The following is a 17,017-nucleotide window of genomic DNA, read 5'->3' as shown; positions in this document are numbered from 1 at the left end:
TGACTCAGGAGATAGAATGATGATTACTCTGCGCAAACTTCCTCTGGCGGTTGCCGTCGCAGCAGGCGTAATGTCTGCTCAGGCAATGGCTGTGGATTTCCACGGTTACGCCCGTTCCGGGATCGGCTGGACAGGGAGCGGCGGTGAACAACAATGTTTCCAGACCACTGGCGCTCAAAGTAAATACCGTCTTGGCAACGAATGTGAAACTTATGCTGAATTAAAATTGGGTCAGGAAGTGTGGAAAGAGGGCGATAAGAGCTTCTATTTCGACACTAACGTGGCCTATTCCGTAGCACAACAGAATGACTGGGAAGCCACCGATCCGGCCTTCCGTGAAGCGAACGTGCAGGGGAAAAACCTGATTGAATGGCTGCCTGGTGCCACCATTTGGGCCGGTAAGCGTTTCTATCAGCGTCATGACGTTCATATGATCGACTTCTACTACTGGGATATTTCTGGTCCTGGTGCCGGTCTGGAAAACATCGACGTTGGCTTCGGTAAACTTTCTCTGGCAGCAACGCGTTCTTCTGAAGCGGGCGGTTCTTCTTCTTTCGCCAGCAACAATATCTATGACTATACCAATGAGACTGCGAACGACGTCTTCGACGTGCGTTTAGCGCAGATGGAAATTAACCCCGGCGGCACCCTGGAGCTGGGTGTTGACTACGGTCGCGCTAACCTGCGTGATAACTATCGTCTGGTTGATGGCGCATCGAAAGATGGCTGGATGTTCACTGCCGAGCATACCCAGAGCATCCTGAAAGGCTTCAACAAGTTTGTTGTTCAGTACGCTACTGACTCGATGACCTCGCAGGGTAAAGGTCTGTCGCAGGGTTCTGGCGTTGCGTTTGATAACGAAAAATTTGCCTACAATATCAACAATAACGGTCACCTGCTGCGTATCCTCGATCACGGTGCGATCTCCATGGGCGACAACTGGGACATGATGTACGTGGGTATGTACCAGGATATCAACTGGGATAACGACAACGGCACCAAATGGTGGACCGTCGGTATTCGTCCAATGTACAAGTGGACGCCTATCATGAGTACCTTGCTGGAAGTGGGCTACGACAACGTCGAATCCCAGCGTACTGGCGACAAGAACAATCAGTACAAAATCACCCTCGCACAACAATGGCAGGCTGGCGACAGCATCTGGTCACGCCCGGCTATTCGTGTCTTCGCAACCTACGCCAAGTGGGATGAGAAATGGGGTTATGACTACAACGGTAGCTCCTCTTCCAACCCGAACTACGGCAAAGCTGTTCCGGCGAATTTCGAAGGCGGTAGCTTCGGTCGCGGTGATAGCGATGAGTGGACCTTCGGTGCCCAGATGGAAATCTGGTGGTAATAGCAATGTGTAGGCCGGATAAGGCGTTTACGCCGCATCCGGCATAAAAATAGGTTGTCATTATCTATAAGGGGCGTAAGCCCCTCTGATTATCGGGTTAAGCGCGCTATTGCCTGGCTACCGCTGAACTCCAGATTTTGAGGTGAAAACAATGAAAATGAATAAAAGTCTCATCGCCCTCTGTTTATCAGCAGGGTTGCTGGCAAGCGCGCCTGGAATCAGCCTTGCCGATGTTAACTACGTGCCGCAAAACACCAGCGATGCGCCAGCCATTCCATCTGCCGCGCTGCAACAATTAACCTGGACGCCAGTCGATCAATCTAAAACCCAGACCACCCAATTGGCAACTGGCGGGCAACAACTGAACGTCCCTGGCATCAGCGGTCCAGTCGCCGCATACAGCGTCCCGGCAAACATTGGCGAGCTGACCCTGACTCTGACCAGTGAAGTGAACAAACAAACCAGCGTATTTGCACCGAACGTGCTGATTCTTGATCAGAACATGACACCATCGGCCTTCTTTCCCAGCAGTTATTTCACCTACCAGGAACCTGGTGTGATGAGTGCAGATCGTCTGGAAGGCGTTATGCGCCTGACACCGGCGTTGGGGCAGCAGAAACTTTATGTACTGGTCTTTACCACTGAAAAAGATCTCCAGCAGACGACGCAACTGCTCGATCCGGCAAAAGCCTATGCCAAAGGCGTCGGTAACTCGGTGCCGGATATTCCAGACCCGGTTGCCCGTCATACCACTGATGGTCTGCTGAAACTGAAAGTGAAAACCAACTCCAGCTCCAGCGTGTTGGTGGGGCCTCTATTTGGTTCTTCCGCTCCGGCTCCGGTTACGGTAGGCAACACGGCGGCACCAGCCGCAGCCGTACCTGCTCCGGCGAAGAAAAGTGAACCTATGCTCAACGACACGGAAAGTTATTTTAATACCGCGATTAAAAACGCTGTCGCGAAAGGTGATGTTGATAAGGCGTTAAAACTGCTTGATGAAGCTGAACGCCTGGGCTCGACATCTGCCCGTTCCACCTTTATCAGCAGTGTAAAAGGCAAGGGGTAATTACGCCCCACAGTGCTGATTTTGCAACAACTGGTGCGTCTTCGGGCGCACCTTTTTTTCTCTCCTTCCTGTGATTGTTGCGTTATTGTTGCGTATTAGATCACTTAATATGCTTTACATCTCCCGTTAACGCTTTTCTGCGATACAATGCCTTTACGTTATGTAACGGAGAGTTCGGCATGTCACACCCCGCGTTAACGCAACTGCGTGCGCTGCGCTATTTTGCAGAGATCCCTGCGCTGGAACCGCAACTGCTCGACTGGTTGTTGCTGGAAGATTCCATGACCAAACGTTTTGAACAGCAGGGAAAAACGGTGAGCGTGACGATGATCCGCGAAGGGTTTGTCGAGCAGAATGAAATCCCCGAAGAATTACCGCTGTTGCCGAAAGAATCCCGTTACTGGTTACGTGAGATTTTGTTATGCGCTGATGGAGAACCCTGGCTCGCCGGGCGTACCGTCGTTCCTGTGTCAACGTTAAGCGGCCCCGAGCTGGCGTTACAAAAATTGGGTAAAACGCCGTTAGGTCGCTATCTGTTCACATCATCGACATTAACCCGGGACTTTATTGAGATAGGCCGTGATGCCGGACTGTGGGGGCGACGTTCCCGCCTGCGATTAAGCGGTAAGCCGCTGCTGCTGACCGAACTGTTTTTACCGGCATCACCGTTGTACTAAGAGGAAAAAAATATGGAGTGGAGTCTGACGCAAAATAAGCTGCTGGCGTTTCACCGCTTAATGCGTACGGATAAGCCAATTGGTGCGTTACTGCTGCTCTGGCCAACTTTATGGGCGCTATGGGTGGCGACACCCGGTGTTCCCCAACTCTGGATCCTGGCGGTGTTTGTCGCTGGCGTCTGGCTGATGCGTGCCGCCGGTTGTGTAGTGAATGACTATGCTGACCGTAAGTTTGATGGTCATGTTAAGCGCACGGCAAACCGACCGCTTCCCAGTGGCGCGGTGACGGAGAAAGAGGCGCGCGCGCTGTTTGTCGTGCTGGTGCTAATTTCGTTCTTACTGGTGCTGACGCTGAATACGATGACTATTCTGTTGTCGATTGCCGCGCTGGTGCTGGCGTGGGTTTACCCGTTTATGAAGCGTTACACCCATCTACCGCAAGTAGTGCTGGGGGCGGCGTTTGGTTGGTCGATTCCAATGGCTTTTGCCGCTGTGAGTGAATCGGTGCCGTTAAGCTGCTGGTTAATGTTCCTCGCCAATATTCTGTGGGCGGTGGCTTACGACACGCAGTATGCGATGGTTGACCGTGACGACGACGTGAAGATTGGCATTAAATCCACTGCGATTCTGTTTGGTCAATACGATAAATTGATTATTGGCATTTTGCAGGTTGGCGTACTGGTACTGATGGCGATTATTGGTGAGTTAAATGGATTAGGCTGGGGATATTACTGGTCAATTCTGGTCGCGGGCGCGCTGTTTGTTTATCAACAAAAACTGATTGCCAATCGCGAGCGTGAAGCCTGTTTTAAAGCGTTTATGAATAATAACTATGTTGGCCTGGTACTGTTTTTAGGGCTGGCAATGAGTTACTGGCATTTCTGATGATGTAAAAAAGCCGGATGGTCATGGTCATCCGGCTTTTGTTCTGGGAAAAGCTGCCTGATGCGCTGCGCTTGTCAGGCCTCCATAACACATCGCAATTTATTGAATTTGCAGGTCATGGTAGGCCGGATACATCCGGCAACGCTCACCAGTTACCCTTCGCCCTGCGTCGCACTCTCAATCGTTAAGCGCACATCGGACGTAATCAACTCCGCCAGCAACTGATAAACCTTCATCGTTTCTGCCGGTTCGGCGTCGCCGCTGTCGCTGATATACCCTTCATCACGCAGCGTCAGCACCAGAGAACTGAACACCGCTTTGTCGAAGAACTCCGGCGCGTTGATGCCGTGCAGCACGGAAAGACGTTGTGCCACAGTGCGGCTCTCTTTCTCCAGCGTACCGCGATTGATCGACGGGTTGGCGCTCAACAGCCAGAAAGTAATCGCATAACGTTGCAGCGTTTCGCGCGCACCTGCGGCAAGCAACTGAAGCGTGCGGGAGTGCGCCGGATTGATATGCAACTCATCATCTTGCAGCGTAATCAGCCCCTGGCGTTGCATTTCATTCGCCAGCGCATCAATAACGCCCGGCAACTCGTCACGCTCCCAGCGCAGGAACAGCTCCGCTTTTAGCATTGGGTAAAGCACATTGACGTGCTCCATCAACACTTCGCGGGAGATGTGCCGATGCTGGGTGACAATTGCTGCCATCAGCGAAGGCAGAACCAACATATGCGCAATGTTGTTGCGATAGTAGGTCATCAGCACCGCTTGCTCGCGCGGCAGGATAATAATGTCGCCGATGGTGTCTTTCTCGACTTCAAACTTGTTCATTTGCAGCGCGTGATCAATCAGCTCACCGGCGCTGGCTGAAGGAACGGTAGAGTCCGTGGAGTAAGGCACGTTGCGCATCAAATCGAGATAACAATTAAGCTGCTCAGTCAATTGCTCGCGAGTGAGTGAACGCTGACGTGACGCCAGCAGCGCAGTACAGCACAGGTTCATGGCGTTAGCCGCGCCTGCGTTGTTAATGCGCACCATCAGATCGGCAGCAATGTTATTGACCGTCGGCGTTAACCAGGCCGGGCGTACAGCTTCGATGGGATCAATAGATTCACGCCAGTCCGGCACGTGCTGGTTGAGATAGGTCATCAACGGCATTGGTTCACCGAAGTTGACATACCCCTGACCGAGATTACGCAGCTTGCTTAAACCGCGCAGCATCTGCGGCAGGCTCTCTTTCTCTTTCGTCGCGCCGCGCAGCTCTTTGGCGTAAGTACCCACTTCCATGACGTGCTCATAACCGATGTAGATCGGAATCAACGTAATCGGACGTGTACCGCCACGCAGCATCGCCTGAATGGTCATCGACAGCGTACCGGTTTTCGGATCAAGCAAACGCCCTGTACGCGAACGACCGCCTTCCACAAAGTACTCAACGGAATAACCACGGCTGAACAGTTCGCCGAGATATTCACGGAAGACGGTAGAGTAGAGTTTATTGCCTTTAAAAGTACGGCGAATAAAGAACGCACCCAGACGGCGGAAAATCGGCCCGGCAGGCCAGAAGTTCAGGTTGATCCCGGCGGCGATATGCGGTGGCACCAGCCCCTGGTGATACAACACGTAGGAGAGCAGCAGGTAGTCCATGTGGCTACGGTGGCATGGCACATACACCAGCTCATGACCGTCATGAGCCAGCTGGCGAACGCGTTCGGCATTATGGACGTTGATGCCCTGATAGAGCCGGTTCCAGGTGAAGCCCAGAATACGGTCAGTCAGGCGGATCATCTCGTAAGAGAAATTCGCCGCAATCTCTTCCATCAGCGCAATCGCGTTCTGCTGCGCTTTTTCATGGGAGATTTTTTTGCTGCGTGCTTCATCTTCTACCGCTTTGGCAATTGCACGCGAGGCGAGCAGCTTATTGAACAAATCCTGACGAGCAGGCAAGCGTGGACCCACGGCAGCAAGACGCTGACGGGCAAAGTGCATACGCGCCACACGCGCCAGTTTTTGGGCGATAGTTTTATCTGTGCCGTGTTCATCAGCCATGCGGCGTAGCGAAACTGACGGCGAGAAACGCACAAAGCTATCGCGACCAAGCCACAGTACGGCGAAAAATTTCTGTACGCCGTTGAGCATACGTAGTGGCGGGTTTACTTCGCCTTTTTCACGTCCTGGCGCACGACCAAACATCACCGATACCGGCACCATCTGCACATCCAGATTTGGGTTGCTACGGTGCAGATCGAGATAGTCGTGGAACAGCTTGATAGACTCTTCTTTCGGCGTGTAATAGGTGAAAACACGCGGCCCGCCATGAATAAACACATAGCGCGGCAGTAGCGTGCCGTCTACCTCCAGCGGCTCTAATGGATCAGGCAGGTCATGCGCCAGACACTGGGCGCGCAACGTCAGCAAATCCGCTTTTGAGTTGTACGGTAAAACGTACATAATTGGACGAGAGGTATCGAGCCCCAATTCCGGGGCAGGATCTGCCGGAATAGACTTGCTTTTTACCAGGATGCTTAATGGTAAATTCAGTAATTTGTAGTAAATTCGTGGCCAGCCGGACATAAACGATGTAAAGCCTCTGGTTAATAATGCAAATGCGCGGGAAGGATAGCAGAAAGTCATGGGAAATTCTGTGGTATCCGCTTATGTTTCGCGCGGCGCTACGCTACCGGAATCATCGGATTCAACGGTACACTGATATTGACGCTCATAATGTAAAAAGGTTCTTTCAATGGCCAATAATACCACTGGATTCACTCGAATTATCAAAGCCGCTGGCTATTCCTGGAAAGGTTTACGCGCTGCATGGATCAACGAAGCGGCATTCCGTCAGGAAGGCGTGGCGGTATTGTTGGCGGTGGTCATCGCTTGCTGGCTGGATGTGGACGCGATTACCCGCGTACTGCTTATTAGCTCCGTTATGTTGGTGATGATTGTGGAAATTCTCAATAGCGCCATCGAAGCGGTGGTTGATCGTATTGGCTCTGAATACCACGAGCTTTCCGGGCGGGCAAAAGATATGGGGTCCGCAGCGGTGCTGATCGCGATTATCGTCGCTGTGGCAACCTGGGTCATTCTCTTATGGTCACATTTTGGATAACCCTTCCAGAATTCGATAAATCTCTGGTTTATTGTGTAGTTTATGGTTCCAAAATCGCCTTTTGCTGTATATACTCACAGCATAACTGTATATACACCCAGGGGGCGGAATGAAAGCGTTAACGGCCAGGCAACAAGAGGTGTTTGATCTCATTCGTGATCACATCAGCCAGACAGGTATGCCGCCGACGCGTGCGGAAATCGCGCAGCGTTTGGGGTTCCGTTCCCCAAACGCGGCTGAAGAACATCTGAAGGCGTTGGCACGCAAAGGCGTGATTGAAATTGTTTCCGGCGCATCGCGTGGGATTCGTCTGTTGCAGGAAGAGGAAGAAGGGTTGCCATTAGTAGGTCGTGTGGCTGCCGGTGAACCGCTTCTGGCGCAGCAGCATATTGAAGGTCATTATCAGGTCGATCCTTCCTTGTTCAAGCCGAATGCCGATTTCCTGCTGCGCGTCAGCGGAATGTCGATGAAAGATATCGGCATTATGGATGGCGACTTGCTGGCAGTGCATAAAACTCAGGATGTACGTAATGGTCAGGTCGTTGTCGCACGTATTGATGACGAAGTTACCGTTAAACGTCTGAAAAAACAGGGCAATAAAGTCGAATTATTGCCAGAAAACAGCGAGTTTAAACCGATTGTCGTTGACCTTCGTCAGCAGAGCTTCACCATTGAAGGGCTGGCGGTTGGGGTTATTCGCAACGGCGACTGGCTGTAACATATCTCTGAGACCGCGATGCCGCCTGGCGTCGCGGTTTGTTTTTCATCTCTCTTCATCAGGCTTGTCTGCATGGCATTCCTCACTTCATCTGATAAAGCTCTCTGGCATCTCGCCTTACCTATGATTTTCTCCAATATCACCGTTCCGTTGCTGGGGCTGGTTGATACGGCGGTCATTGGTCATCTTGACAGTCCGGTTTATCTGGGCGGCGTGGCGGTTGGCGCAACGGCGACCAGCTTTCTCTTTATGCTGTTGCTATTTTTGCGCATGAGCACCACCGGGCTTACTGCGCAGGCGTATGGTGCCAAAAATCCTCAGGCATTAGCCCGTGCGCTGGTGCAACCGTTGCTGCTGGCGCTGGGGGCTGGGGCGTTAATTGCACTATTGCGTACACCGATTATCGATCTGGCGCTGTATATTGTTGGTGGCAGTGAAGCCGTGCTGGAACAGGCGCGGCGCTTTCTTGAAATTCGCTGGCTAAGCGCACCGGCGTCACTGGCAAACCTGGTATTACTTGGCTGGTTGCTCGGCGTGCAATATGCCCGTGCGCCGGTTGTCCTGTTAGTGGTGGGTAATATCCTCAACATTGTGCTGGATGTCTGGCTGGTGATGGGGCTGCATATGAACGTGCAGGGCGCGGCGCTGGCAACGGTCATCGCAGAATATGCGACGTTGCTGATCGGCCTGCTAATGGTGCGTAAAATCCTCAAACTACGCGGAATTTCCGGCGAAATGCTGAAAACTGCCTGGCGAGGAAACTTCCGTCGCTTGCTGGCGCTTAACCGCGATATCATGCTGCGCTCGCTGTTGTTGCAACTCTGTTTCGGCGCGATCACCGTACTTGGCGCGCGACTGGGGAGTGATATTATCGCTGTTAACGCGGTTCTGATGACGCTACTCACCTTTACCGCCTATGCGCTGGATGGTTTTGCCTACGCGGTTGAAGCGCATTCAGGTCAGGCGTACGGTGCGCGCGACGGGAGCCAGTTACTGGATGTCTGGCGCGCAGCGTGCCGTCAGTCGGGGATCGTAGCGTTGCTGTTTTCTGTGAGTTATTTGCTGGCAGGGGAACACATTATTGCGTTGCTGACGTCATTAACCCAGATTCAGCAGCTAGCCGATCGCTATCTTATCTGGCAGGTCATTTTACCGCTGGTTGGTGTCTGGTGTTATCTGCTGGACGGCATGTTTATAGGTGCAACGCGCGCCGCCGAAATGCGAAACAGTATGGCGGTGGCAGCAGCAGGGTTTGCTCTTACGCTCCTCACGCTGCCGTGGTTGGGTAATCATGGTTTGTGGCTGGCGTTAACCGTCTTTCTGGCGCTGCGCGGGCTTTCTCTGGCGGCTATCTGGCGGCGTCACTGGCGCAACGGAACCTGGTTTGCCGGAGCGTGACGGTTAAATATTCTGAATAAATAATCCTAAGCCAAATTCCTGACTACACTTAATCCCACGTTCAGAAGAAAAGCGAGCGTACTCTCATTCACCACCTAACGATGAGGACTTGAATATGAATAAAGACGAAGTCGGCGGTAACTGGAAACAGTTCAAAGGTAAAGTGAAAGAGCAATGGGGCAAACTGACCGATGATGATATGACGGTCATTGAAGGTAAACGTGATCAGTTAGTGGGTAAAATCCAGGAACGTTACGGTTACCAGAAAGATCAGGCAGAGAAAGAGGTCGTGGACTGGGAAACCCGCAATGAATACCGCTGGTAATTAATCCCTCCTGCCCGACGTGTACAAGGATGTACGCCCTCTTAACGAGGTTTCTTTTTCACCTGAATAGAGTGGTCATGATGGCACTGTTCAGGGTGACGACACGCTTCTACTTCTACACATGCTGAACATAATCCATGCGCTTCAATCACATTATGCCGCAGGGCAAAACCCATTTTTGCCGCCAGTGTATGCATGATGTCTTCCACACCTTCCGCACACTCTTCTTTCACTGCGCCGCAGCGATCGCAAATAAACATAGCTGAAGTATGCGTTGGTTGATCGAACAGGTGACAGAGCACATAGCTGTTGGTGGACTCAACTTTATGCACAAACCCTTGCTCAAGCAGAAAATCGAGCGCGCGATAAACCGTTGGCGGCTTGGCCTGCGGCTCTGCTTCACGCAGTAAATCAAGCAGATCGTAGGCGCTGATTGCTCCTTCCTGCAGACTCATCAGGCGCAACACTTCAAGGCGCTGCGGGGTCAGGCGCACATTACGCTGCGCACAGAGTTTTTCAGCCTGCGCTAATAACTCCTGCGTTGTGGTCTTTTCCATTGGGCACCTCAAAGTGGGGTTAAGAATGTCCTTACTTTACCATAGTTCTCACTTAAACGCCGAGAACAGGGCGTCATAGCTGCCGCATTGCCTGATCGCATATTCGTTATGCTATAGTAGCGCCCCCAATTCACCAGGTGCTTAAAAAAACGCCATGTCAGCAGAATCACAAACCGCTTATCCCGCATACCGTTTCTCCATTGCCCCGATGCTCGACTGGACGGACAGACACTGCCGTTATTTCCTGCGTCTGCTTTCCCGTAATACGCTTCTCTATACCGAAATGGTGACCACGGGGGCAATTATTCACGGTAAAGGTGATTACCTGGCGTACAGTGAAGAAGAGCATCCGGTGGCGTTGCAACTGGGTGGAAGCGATCCAGCGGCGCTGGCGCAGTGTGCGAAGCTGGCGGAAGCGCGCGGGTACGATGAAATCAACCTGAATGTCGGCTGCCCGTCTGACCGGGTACAGAACGGGATGTTTGGCGCGTGCCTGATGGGTAATGCACAACTGGTAGCCGACTGCGTGAAAGCGATGCGCGATGTAGTGTCGATTCCAGTCACGGTGAAAACGCGTATTGGTATTGACGACCAGGACAGCTATGAATTTCTTTGTGATTTCATCAACACCGTTTCCGGTAAAGGCGAATGTGAGATGTTTATCATCCACGCGCGTAAAGCCTGGCTTTCTGGGTTAAGTCCGAAAGAAAACCGTGAAATCCCGCCGCTCGATTACCCGCGCGTCTATCAACTGAAGCGTGACTTTCCGCATCTGACGATGTCGATTAACGGTGGCATCAAGTCGCTGGAAGAGGCTAAAGCGCATTTGCAACATATGGATGGTGTGATGGTCGGACGCGAGGCGTACCAGAATCCGGGGATTCTGGCGGCGGTGGATCGAGAGATCTTTGGTTCCTCGGATACCGATGCCGATCCGGTGGCGGTGGTGCGCGCTATGTACCCATACATTGAGCGTGAGCTTAGTCAGGGGACGTATCTCGGCCATATTACCCGGCATATGCTGGGTCTGTTCCAGGGTATTCCTGGTGCGCGGCAGTGGCGTCGTTATTTAAGTGAAAATGCCCATAAAGCGGGTGCTGACATTAGCGTGCTGGAACATGCGCTCAAACTGGTGGCGGATAAGCGTTAATTTTTCACCACAAAGTAGTCAAATTCACTATGCCCTGCGCACCGTCGCGGGGTATATTTTTTTATAAATCATAATGTTAGGTTTTGGCATGATTCTTGTAATGGCTGCAAGAGATTTCATTTTTGGGAGAACATCATGCTGGAACTACTTTTTGTGATTGGCTTTTTTGTCATGTTGATGGTCACCGGCGTTTCGTTGCTGGGCATTATCGCCGCGCTGGTTGTGGCGACGGCCATTATGTTCCTCGGTGGTATGCTGGCGTTGATGATCAAGTTGCTGCCGTGGCTGCTATTGGCGATTGCAGTAGTGTGGGTAATAAAGGCGATTAAAGCACCAAAAGTGCCGAAATATCAGCGTTATGACCGCTGGCGTTACTAAGGGATTGTGCGGATGATCACAACCTAAGGTTTTATCCTTAGAACAAAATAGGAATTGATTATCAAATCTGTCACTATTGCGCCTCTAACAGATTCATCGTGCTGTACCCTACATACAGCCGAACTATAAAAGAAAGGGCTTCCCAGGTGGAAGCCCAATTTCTTTATGGGATCAGTAAGCTGGAACCCTGCGTCGCCCGGCTTTCCAGAATCTCATGCGCACGCCGCGCATCCTTCAGCGGATATTTCTGCTGCTCTGCGACATCGACCTTAATCACGCCGCTGGCAATCAATGAAAACAGTTCGTTACTGGCTTCGGTTAACTCATCCCGCGTGGTGATATAGCCTTGCAGGGAAGGGCGTGTCACATACAGCGAGCCTTTCTGATTGAGAATGCCTAAGTTCACCCCCGTCACCGCGCCTGATGAATTACCAAAACTGACCATTAAACCGCGACGTTGCAGGCAATCCAGCGACCGTTCCCAGGTATCTTTGCCTACGGAATCGTACACCACGCGCACTTTCTTGCCGTCGGTGATCTCTTTTAATCGCTCGACCAGATTTTCGTCGCGATAGTTAATTACCTGCCACGCTCCCGCTTTTAATGCACTTTGCGCTTTTTGCGCGCTGCCCACAGTGCCAATAAGTTTTGCCCCTAAGGCTTTTGCCCACTGGCAGGCAATTAAGCCCACGCCGCCAGCAGCCGCATGGAACAGGAACTGTTCGTCAGGTTTGATTTCATACGTTTTGCGCAGCAGATAATAAACCGTTAAGCCTTTCAGGAACGACGCGGCAGCTTGCTCAAAAGAGATCGCCGCTGGCAGAATTGCCGCTTTATCGGCATTGACGTTATGCACAGAGCTGTAAGCCCCTAACGTTGACTGCGCATAAACCACACGATCGCCTGCTTTAATATGTTTCACGCCGCTGCCGACTTTGCTCACAATGCCAGCCGCTTCGGTGCCTAATCCGCTGGGTAGCGATGGCGGCGGATAAAGGCCGCTGCGGATATACGTGTCGATAAAATTGATGCCAATGGCTTTATTTTCGACCTGGACTTCATTCTCTGCCGGATCGGCAGGAGTAAATTCCACAGTCTGAAGTACTTCCGGGCCACCGTGCTTGTGAAATTCAATTCGTGTTGCCATGTGTCCTCCAGAACGTATCGTCAGGGTCTGCTTCATATGGTAAAGTTTCGACCCATTCTTTATCTCGGTAACTCCATTCACTATGGCAGGAAATAAACCCTTCAACAAACAGCAGGCTGAACCCCGCGATCGCGATCCACAAGTTGCCGGGCTGAAAGTGCCTCCGCACTCGATCGAAGCGGAGCAGTCGGTGTTGGGCGGTTTAATGCTGGATAACGAACGCTGGGACGATGTGGCCGAGCGAGTGGTGGCAGATGATTTCTACACCCGTCCGCACCGCCATATCTTTACCGAAATGGCGCGTTTGCAGGAAAGCGGTAGCCCAATTGACCTGATCACCCTGGCGGAATCGCTGGAACGTCAGGGGCAACTTGATAGCGTCGGTGGTTTTGCTTATCTGGCGGAGCTGTCAAAAAATACGCCAAGTGCAGCGAACATCAGTGCCTATGCCGACATCGTGCGCGAACGTGCCGTTGTCCGCGAGATGATCTCTGTTGCGAATGAGATTGCCGAAGCCGGTTTTGATCCGCAAGGGCGCACCAGCGAAGACTTGCTCGACCTTGCTGAATCCCGCGTCTTTAAAATTGCCGAAAGCCGTGCCAATAAAGACGAAGGGCCGAAGAACATCGCCGATGTGCTCGACGCCACGGTGGCGCGTATTGAGCAGTTGTTTCAGCAGCCACACGATGGCGTTACCGGGGTAAATACCGGCTATGACGATCTCAACAAAAAAACCGCTGGCTTGCAGCCGTCGGATTTGATCATCGTCGCCGCGCGTCCGTCGATGGGTAAAACGACATTTGCGATGAACCTCGTCGAAAATGCGGCGATGTTGCAGGATAAACCAGTATTGATCTTCTCGCTGGAGATGCCATCGGAACAGATTATGATGCGTTCTCTGGCATCGTTGTCGCGCGTTGATCAGACCAAAATTCGTACCGGGCAACTGGATGATGAAGACTGGGCGCGCATTTCCGGCACGATGGGCATTTTGCTGGAAAAACGTAATATCTACATTGATGACTCCTCCGGTCTGACGCCAACGGAAGTGCGCTCCCGCGCGCGCCGTATTGCCCGTGAACACGGTGGCATCGGACTCATCATGATCGACTACCTGCAATTGATGCGCGTACCGGCGCTTTCAGACAACCGTACGCTGGAAATTGCAGAAATCTCCCGCTCGCTAAAAGCCCTGGCGAAAGAACTGAATGTGCCGGTGGTGGCACTGTCTCAGTTGAACCGTTCTCTGGAACAACGTGCCGACAAACGCCCGGTCAACTCCGACCTGCGTGAATCCGGTTCCATCGAGCAGGATGCGGACTTGATCATGTTTATCTATCGTGATGAGGTTTATCACGAAAACAGTGACTTAAAAGGCATCGCGGAAATTATTATCGGTAAACAACGTAACGGCCCAATCGGGACGGTACGCCTGACCTTTAACGGTCAATGGTCGCGTTTCGACAACTACGCGGGACCACAGTACGACGACGAATAATAATTATTTTATGAATTAGGTAATTAAAGCAAACACTTATCAAGGAACACAAATGCAAGCGGCAACTGTTGTGATTAACCGCCGCGCTCTGCGACACAACCTGCAACGTCTGCGTGAACTGGCACCTGCCAGTAAACTGGTTGCGGTGGTGAAAGCGAACGCCTACGGTCACGGTCTGATTGAGACCGCGCGAACGCTCCCCGATGCCGACGCCTTTGGCGTTGCCCGTCTCGAAGAAGCCCTGCGGCTTAGGGCGGGGGGCATCACGCAACCTATTTTGTTACTGGAAGGCTTTTTTGAAGCAGACGATCTGCCGACGATCTCCGCTGAACATCTGCATACCGCCGTGCATAACGAAGAACAGCTTGCTGCTCTGGAAGAGGCCAATCTGGAGGAGCCAGTTACCGTCTGGATGAAACTCGATACCGGTATGCACCGGCTGGGCGTGTTACCGGAACAAGCTGAGGCGTTTTATCAACGTCTTACGCAATGCAAAAACGTCCGTCAGCCGGTGAATATTGTCAGCCACTTTGCTCGTGCCGATGAGCCCAAATGCGGCGCGACTGAGAAACAACTCGATATCTTCAATACCTTTTGCGAAGGCAGACCTGGCAAGCGTTCAATCGCCGCATCGGGCGGAATTTTGTTATGGCCGCAGTCGCATTTTGATTGGGTGCGCCCAGGCATCATTCTTTATGGCGTGTCACCGCTGGAAGATGGCTCCACCGGTGCCGATTTCGGTTGCCAGCCAGTGATGTCACTGACCTCCAGCCTGATTGCCGTGCGTGAGCATAAAGCAGGTGAACCGGTAGGCTATGGCGGCACCTGGATTAGCGAGCGCGATACCCGCCTTGGCGTGGTGGCGATGGGCTATGGCGATGGCTACCCGCGCGCCGCGCCGTCCGGTACGCCAGTGCTGGTGAACGGTCGCGAAGTGCCGATTGTGGGGCGAGTCGCGATGGACATGATCTGCGTAGATTTAGGTCCACAGGCGCAGGATAAAGCCGGGGATCAGGTCATTTTATGGGGCGAAGGTCTGCCCGTAGAGCGTATCGCAGAAATGACGAAAGTGAGTGCTTACGAACTTATCACGCGCCTGACGTCAAGGGTGGCGATGAAGTACGTGGATTAATCGTTCTGCAATAGTTGATTGTCTGTGCCGGATGCGGTGTGAAAACCTTATCCGGCCTGCAAAGTTATGTGAATTCAATAAATTGATACACTCTTGTCGTTCGTACCTCTGAAGGTTTTGCGTTTTTTATCAGCCTCGCTGCGTTATTAATTGCCGCTCATTGCTAAACATCCTCTCGATCTTCCCCATCTTCCGGTTTATTGTGTTTTAACCACCTGCCCGTAAACCTGGAGAACCATCGCGTGTTTCAAAAAGTTGACGCCTACGCTGGCGACCCGATTCTTTCGCTTATGGAGCGTTTTAAAGAAGACCCTCGCAGCGACAAAGTGAATTTGAGTATCGGTCTGTACTACAACGAAGACGGGATTATTCCACAATTAAAAGCCGTCGAAGAAGCGCAAGCGCGCCTGAATGCGCAGCCTCATGGCGCTTCACTTTATCTGCCGATGGAAGGGCTTAACAGCTATCGTCATGCTATTGCACCACTGCTGTTTGGCGCTAATCATCCGGTGTTACAACAACAGCGCGTGGCGACTATTCAAACGCTTGGCGGTTCAGGGGCATTGAAAGTGGGGGCTGACTTCCTGAAACGCTACTTCCCGGATTCAGGTGTGTGGGTCAGCGATCCCACCTGGGAAAACCACGTAGCAATATTCGCCGGGGCTGGATTCGAAGTGAGCACTTACCCCTGGTATGATGAAACGACCAACGGTGTGCGCTTTGACGATCTGTTGGCGACGCTGAAAACATTGCCTGCCCGCAGTATTGTGCTGCTGCATCCGTGCTGTCATAACCCAACGGGCGCCGATCTCACCAACGACCAATGGGACGCAGTCATTGAAATTCTCAAAGCACGCGAGCTTATCCCATTCCTCGATATCGCCTATCAAGGATTTGGTGCCGGTATGGATGAAGATGCCTACGCCATTCGCGCCATTGCCAGCGCCGGATTACCTGCACTGGTAAGCAATTCATTCTCGAAAATTTTCTCCCTGTACGGCGAGCGTGTCGGCGGTCTTTCGGTGGTGTGTGAAGATGCTGAAGCCGCAGGTCGCGTGCTGGGGCAACTGAAAGCTACTGTGCGCCGTATTTACTCCAGCCCGCCGAATTTTGGTGCGCAGGTAGTGGCAACGGTGCTGAACGATGAGGCGTTGAAAGCCAGTTGGCTGGCGGAAGTAGAAGAAATGCGGACCCGTATTCTGGCAATGCGGCAGCAATTGGTACAGGTGTTGAGCACTGAGATGCCGGAGCGCAATTTTGATTACCTGCTTAAGCAACGCGGCATGTTCAGCTATACCGGCTTAAGCGCCGCCCAGGTCGATCGCCTGCGCGAGGAGTTTGGCGTTTACCTGATCGCCAGCGGTCGTATGTGTGTTGCCGGGCTTAACTCTGCGAACGTGCAGCGCGTTGCAAAGGCGTTTGCTGCAGTGATGTAAGGTTAACCAGCAGGCGGTTGAAAAGCCGCCTGCTCTATTATAAATAAGGGGTGCTATGTATTATCCAGGCAAATAGTACGAAGGAGATGAAGACTTATTTCTTATAAACGTGAATAAAATAGGCGTTTTATTTCCGAACATTTTTATACTATGGAAATACATTAAGTTATTAAATAGTC

16 protein-coding genes are annotated in these 17,017 nt (G+C 52.2%); 13 read left to right on the top strand and 3 right to left on the bottom strand.

From position 1 onward, the window contains the following. The first annotated feature begins 16 nt into the window (after positions 1-16). The 4 genes from lamB to ubiA all read left to right on the top strand — a co-directional run bounded on the left by lamB (position 17) and on the right by ubiA (position 3,985). Positions 17-1,357, top strand: a complete 1,341-nt coding sequence (gene lamB, locus WES_RS01615) for a maltoporin LamB (RefSeq protein ID WP_000973648.1) — start codon at positions 17-19, stop codon at positions 1,355-1,357. A 151-nt stretch (positions 1,358-1,508) separates the two neighbouring features. Beyond that, entirely contained in the window at positions 1,509-2,423 is a 915-nt protein-coding gene (gene malM / locus WES_RS01620; protein WP_016159872.1) for a maltose operon protein MalM, read from the top strand. A 179-nt stretch (positions 2,424-2,602) separates the two neighbouring features. Continuing rightward, positions 2,603-3,100, top strand: coding sequence for a chorismate lyase (gene ubiC, locus WES_RS01625; RefSeq protein ID WP_000019214.1), 498 nt, complete (start codon positions 2,603-2,605; stop codon positions 3,098-3,100). Between the two features lie 12 nt (positions 3,101-3,112). After that, the gene (gene ubiA / locus WES_RS01630; RefSeq protein ID WP_000455232.1) at positions 3,113-3,985 is read left to right on the top strand and encodes a 4-hydroxybenzoate octaprenyltransferase; all 873 of its coding nucleotides are present in this window, start codon (positions 3,113-3,115) and stop codon (positions 3,983-3,985) included. Between the two features lie 152 nt (positions 3,986-4,137). Here the strand turns inward: ubiA and plsB are convergent, their stop codons facing one another. Beyond that, on the bottom strand, positions 4,138-6,561 hold the full coding sequence (gene plsB, locus WES_RS01635) for a glycerol-3-phosphate 1-O-acyltransferase PlsB (RefSeq protein WP_016159874.1): 2,424 nt from the start codon (positions 6,559-6,561) through the stop codon (positions 4,138-4,140). Between the two features lie 169 nt (positions 6,562-6,730). On the opposite strand from plsB, the gene dgkA reads away from it, so the two are divergent. The 4 genes from dgkA (at position 6,731) to WES_RS01655 (ending at position 9,540) form a co-directional block, all read left to right on the top strand. Further along, complete coding sequence (gene dgkA, locus WES_RS01640) at positions 6,731-7,099, top strand: diacylglycerol kinase (protein WP_000002906.1); 369 nt, start codon at positions 6,731-6,733, stop codon at positions 7,097-7,099. A 109-nt stretch (positions 7,100-7,208) separates the two neighbouring features. Then, positions 7,209-7,817 (top strand): transcriptional repressor LexA, encoded by a 609-nt coding sequence (gene lexA, locus WES_RS01645; protein WP_000646078.1) that lies wholly within the window; start codon positions 7,209-7,211, stop codon positions 7,815-7,817. 72 nt (positions 7,818-7,889) lie between these two features. Continuing rightward, positions 7,890-9,215 carry an MATE family efflux transporter DinF gene (gene dinF, locus WES_RS01650; RefSeq protein ID WP_016159875.1) on the top strand — a complete coding sequence of 442 codons (1,326 nt, stop codon included), beginning with the start codon at positions 7,890-7,892 and terminating at the stop codon, positions 9,213-9,215. A gap of 115 nt (positions 9,216-9,330) precedes the next feature. Then, positions 9,331-9,540, top strand: coding sequence for a CsbD family protein (locus WES_RS01655; protein WP_001030603.1), 210 nt, complete (start codon positions 9,331-9,333; stop codon positions 9,538-9,540). Between the two features lie 41 nt (positions 9,541-9,581). Here the strand turns inward: WES_RS01655 and zur are convergent, their stop codons facing one another. Further along, positions 9,582-10,097, bottom strand: coding sequence for a zinc uptake transcriptional repressor Zur (zur, locus tag WES_RS01660; RefSeq protein WP_000416266.1), 516 nt, complete (start codon positions 10,095-10,097; stop codon positions 9,582-9,584). Between the two features lie 154 nt (positions 10,098-10,251). Between zur and dusA the strand changes: the two genes are divergently transcribed. Both dusA and pspG read left to right on the top strand, forming a co-directional pair. Continuing rightward, positions 10,252-11,247, top strand: coding sequence for a tRNA dihydrouridine(20/20a) synthase DusA (gene dusA / locus WES_RS01665; RefSeq protein ID WP_016159876.1), 996 nt, complete (start codon positions 10,252-10,254; stop codon positions 11,245-11,247). A 135-nt stretch (positions 11,248-11,382) separates the two neighbouring features. Continuing rightward, a complete protein-coding gene (gene pspG / locus WES_RS01670) occupies positions 11,383-11,625 on the top strand; it encodes an envelope stress response protein PspG (RefSeq protein ID WP_000891404.1) in 243 nt (80 codons plus the stop codon). Positions 11,626-11,788: 163 nt separating this feature from the next. On the opposite strand, the gene WES_RS01675 is transcribed toward pspG, so the two are convergent. After that, complete coding sequence (locus WES_RS01675) at positions 11,789-12,772, bottom strand: quinone oxidoreductase (protein ID WP_000235547.1); 984 nt, start codon at positions 12,770-12,772, stop codon at positions 11,789-11,791. An 82-nt stretch (positions 12,773-12,854) separates the two neighbouring features. Here WES_RS01675 and dnaB point away from each other — a divergent pair, with 82 nt between their 5' ends. From dnaB to tyrB, 3 genes are all read left to right on the top strand, one after another. Then, a complete protein-coding gene (gene dnaB, locus WES_RS01680; protein ID WP_000918355.1) occupies positions 12,855-14,270 on the top strand; it encodes a replicative DNA helicase in 1,416 nt (471 codons plus the stop codon). Positions 14,271-14,322: 52 nt separating this feature from the next. Continuing rightward, entirely contained in the window at positions 14,323-15,402 is a 1,080-nt protein-coding gene (alr, locus tag WES_RS01685) for an alanine racemase (RefSeq protein ID WP_001147290.1), read from the top strand. Between the two features lie 242 nt (positions 15,403-15,644). Next, positions 15,645-16,838, top strand: a complete 1,194-nt coding sequence (gene tyrB / locus WES_RS01690) for an aromatic amino acid transaminase (protein WP_016159879.1) — start codon at positions 15,645-15,647, stop codon at positions 16,836-16,838. Positions 16,839-17,017 lie beyond the last annotated feature (179 nt).

It is taken from the genome of Escherichia sp. KTE31 (assembly GCF_000407925.1).
Classification (GTDB): Bacteria; Pseudomonadota; Gammaproteobacteria; order Enterobacterales; family Enterobacteriaceae; genus Escherichia; species Escherichia ruysiae.
This window is presented reverse-complemented; position numbering and strand designations above follow the sequence as displayed.

Bases quoted from the DNA above. Each gene is read 5' to 3' on its own strand.
- lamB (WP_000973648.1), top strand. From the start codon at position 17: ATGATGATTACTCTGCGCAAACTTCCTCTGGCGGTTGCCGTCGCAGCA.
- malM (WP_016159872.1), top strand. From the start codon at position 1,509: ATGAAAATGAATAAAAGTCTCATCGCCCTCTGTTTATCAGCAGGGTTG.
- ubiC (WP_000019214.1), top strand. From the start codon at position 2,603: ATGTCACACCCCGCGTTAACGCAACTGCGTGCGCTGCGCTATTTTGCA.
- ubiA (WP_000455232.1), top strand. From the start codon at position 3,113: ATGGAGTGGAGTCTGACGCAAAATAAGCTGCTGGCGTTTCACCGCTTA.
- plsB (WP_016159874.1), bottom strand. From the start codon at position 6,561: ATGTCCGGCTGGCCACGAATTTACTACAAATTACTGAATTTACCATTA.
- dgkA (WP_000002906.1), top strand. From the start codon at position 6,731: ATGGCCAATAATACCACTGGATTCACTCGAATTATCAAAGCCGCTGGC.
- lexA (WP_000646078.1), top strand. From the start codon at position 7,209: ATGAAAGCGTTAACGGCCAGGCAACAAGAGGTGTTTGATCTCATTCGT.
- dinF (WP_016159875.1), top strand. From the start codon at position 7,890: ATGGCATTCCTCACTTCATCTGATAAAGCTCTCTGGCATCTCGCCTTA.
- WES_RS01655 (WP_001030603.1), top strand. From the start codon at position 9,331: ATGAATAAAGACGAAGTCGGCGGTAACTGGAAACAGTTCAAAGGTAAA.
- zur (WP_000416266.1), bottom strand. From the start codon at position 10,097: ATGGAAAAGACCACAACGCAGGAGTTATTAGCGCAGGCTGAAAAACTC.
- dusA (WP_016159876.1), top strand. From the start codon at position 10,252: ATGTCAGCAGAATCACAAACCGCTTATCCCGCATACCGTTTCTCCATT.
- pspG (WP_000891404.1), top strand. From the start codon at position 11,383: ATGCTGGAACTACTTTTTGTGATTGGCTTTTTTGTCATGTTGATGGTC.
- WES_RS01675 (WP_000235547.1), bottom strand. From the start codon at position 12,772: ATGGCAACACGAATTGAATTTCACAAGCACGGTGGCCCGGAAGTACTT.
- dnaB (WP_000918355.1), top strand. From the start codon at position 12,855: ATGGCAGGAAATAAACCCTTCAACAAACAGCAGGCTGAACCCCGCGAT.
- alr (WP_001147290.1), top strand. From the start codon at position 14,323: ATGCAAGCGGCAACTGTTGTGATTAACCGCCGCGCTCTGCGACACAAC.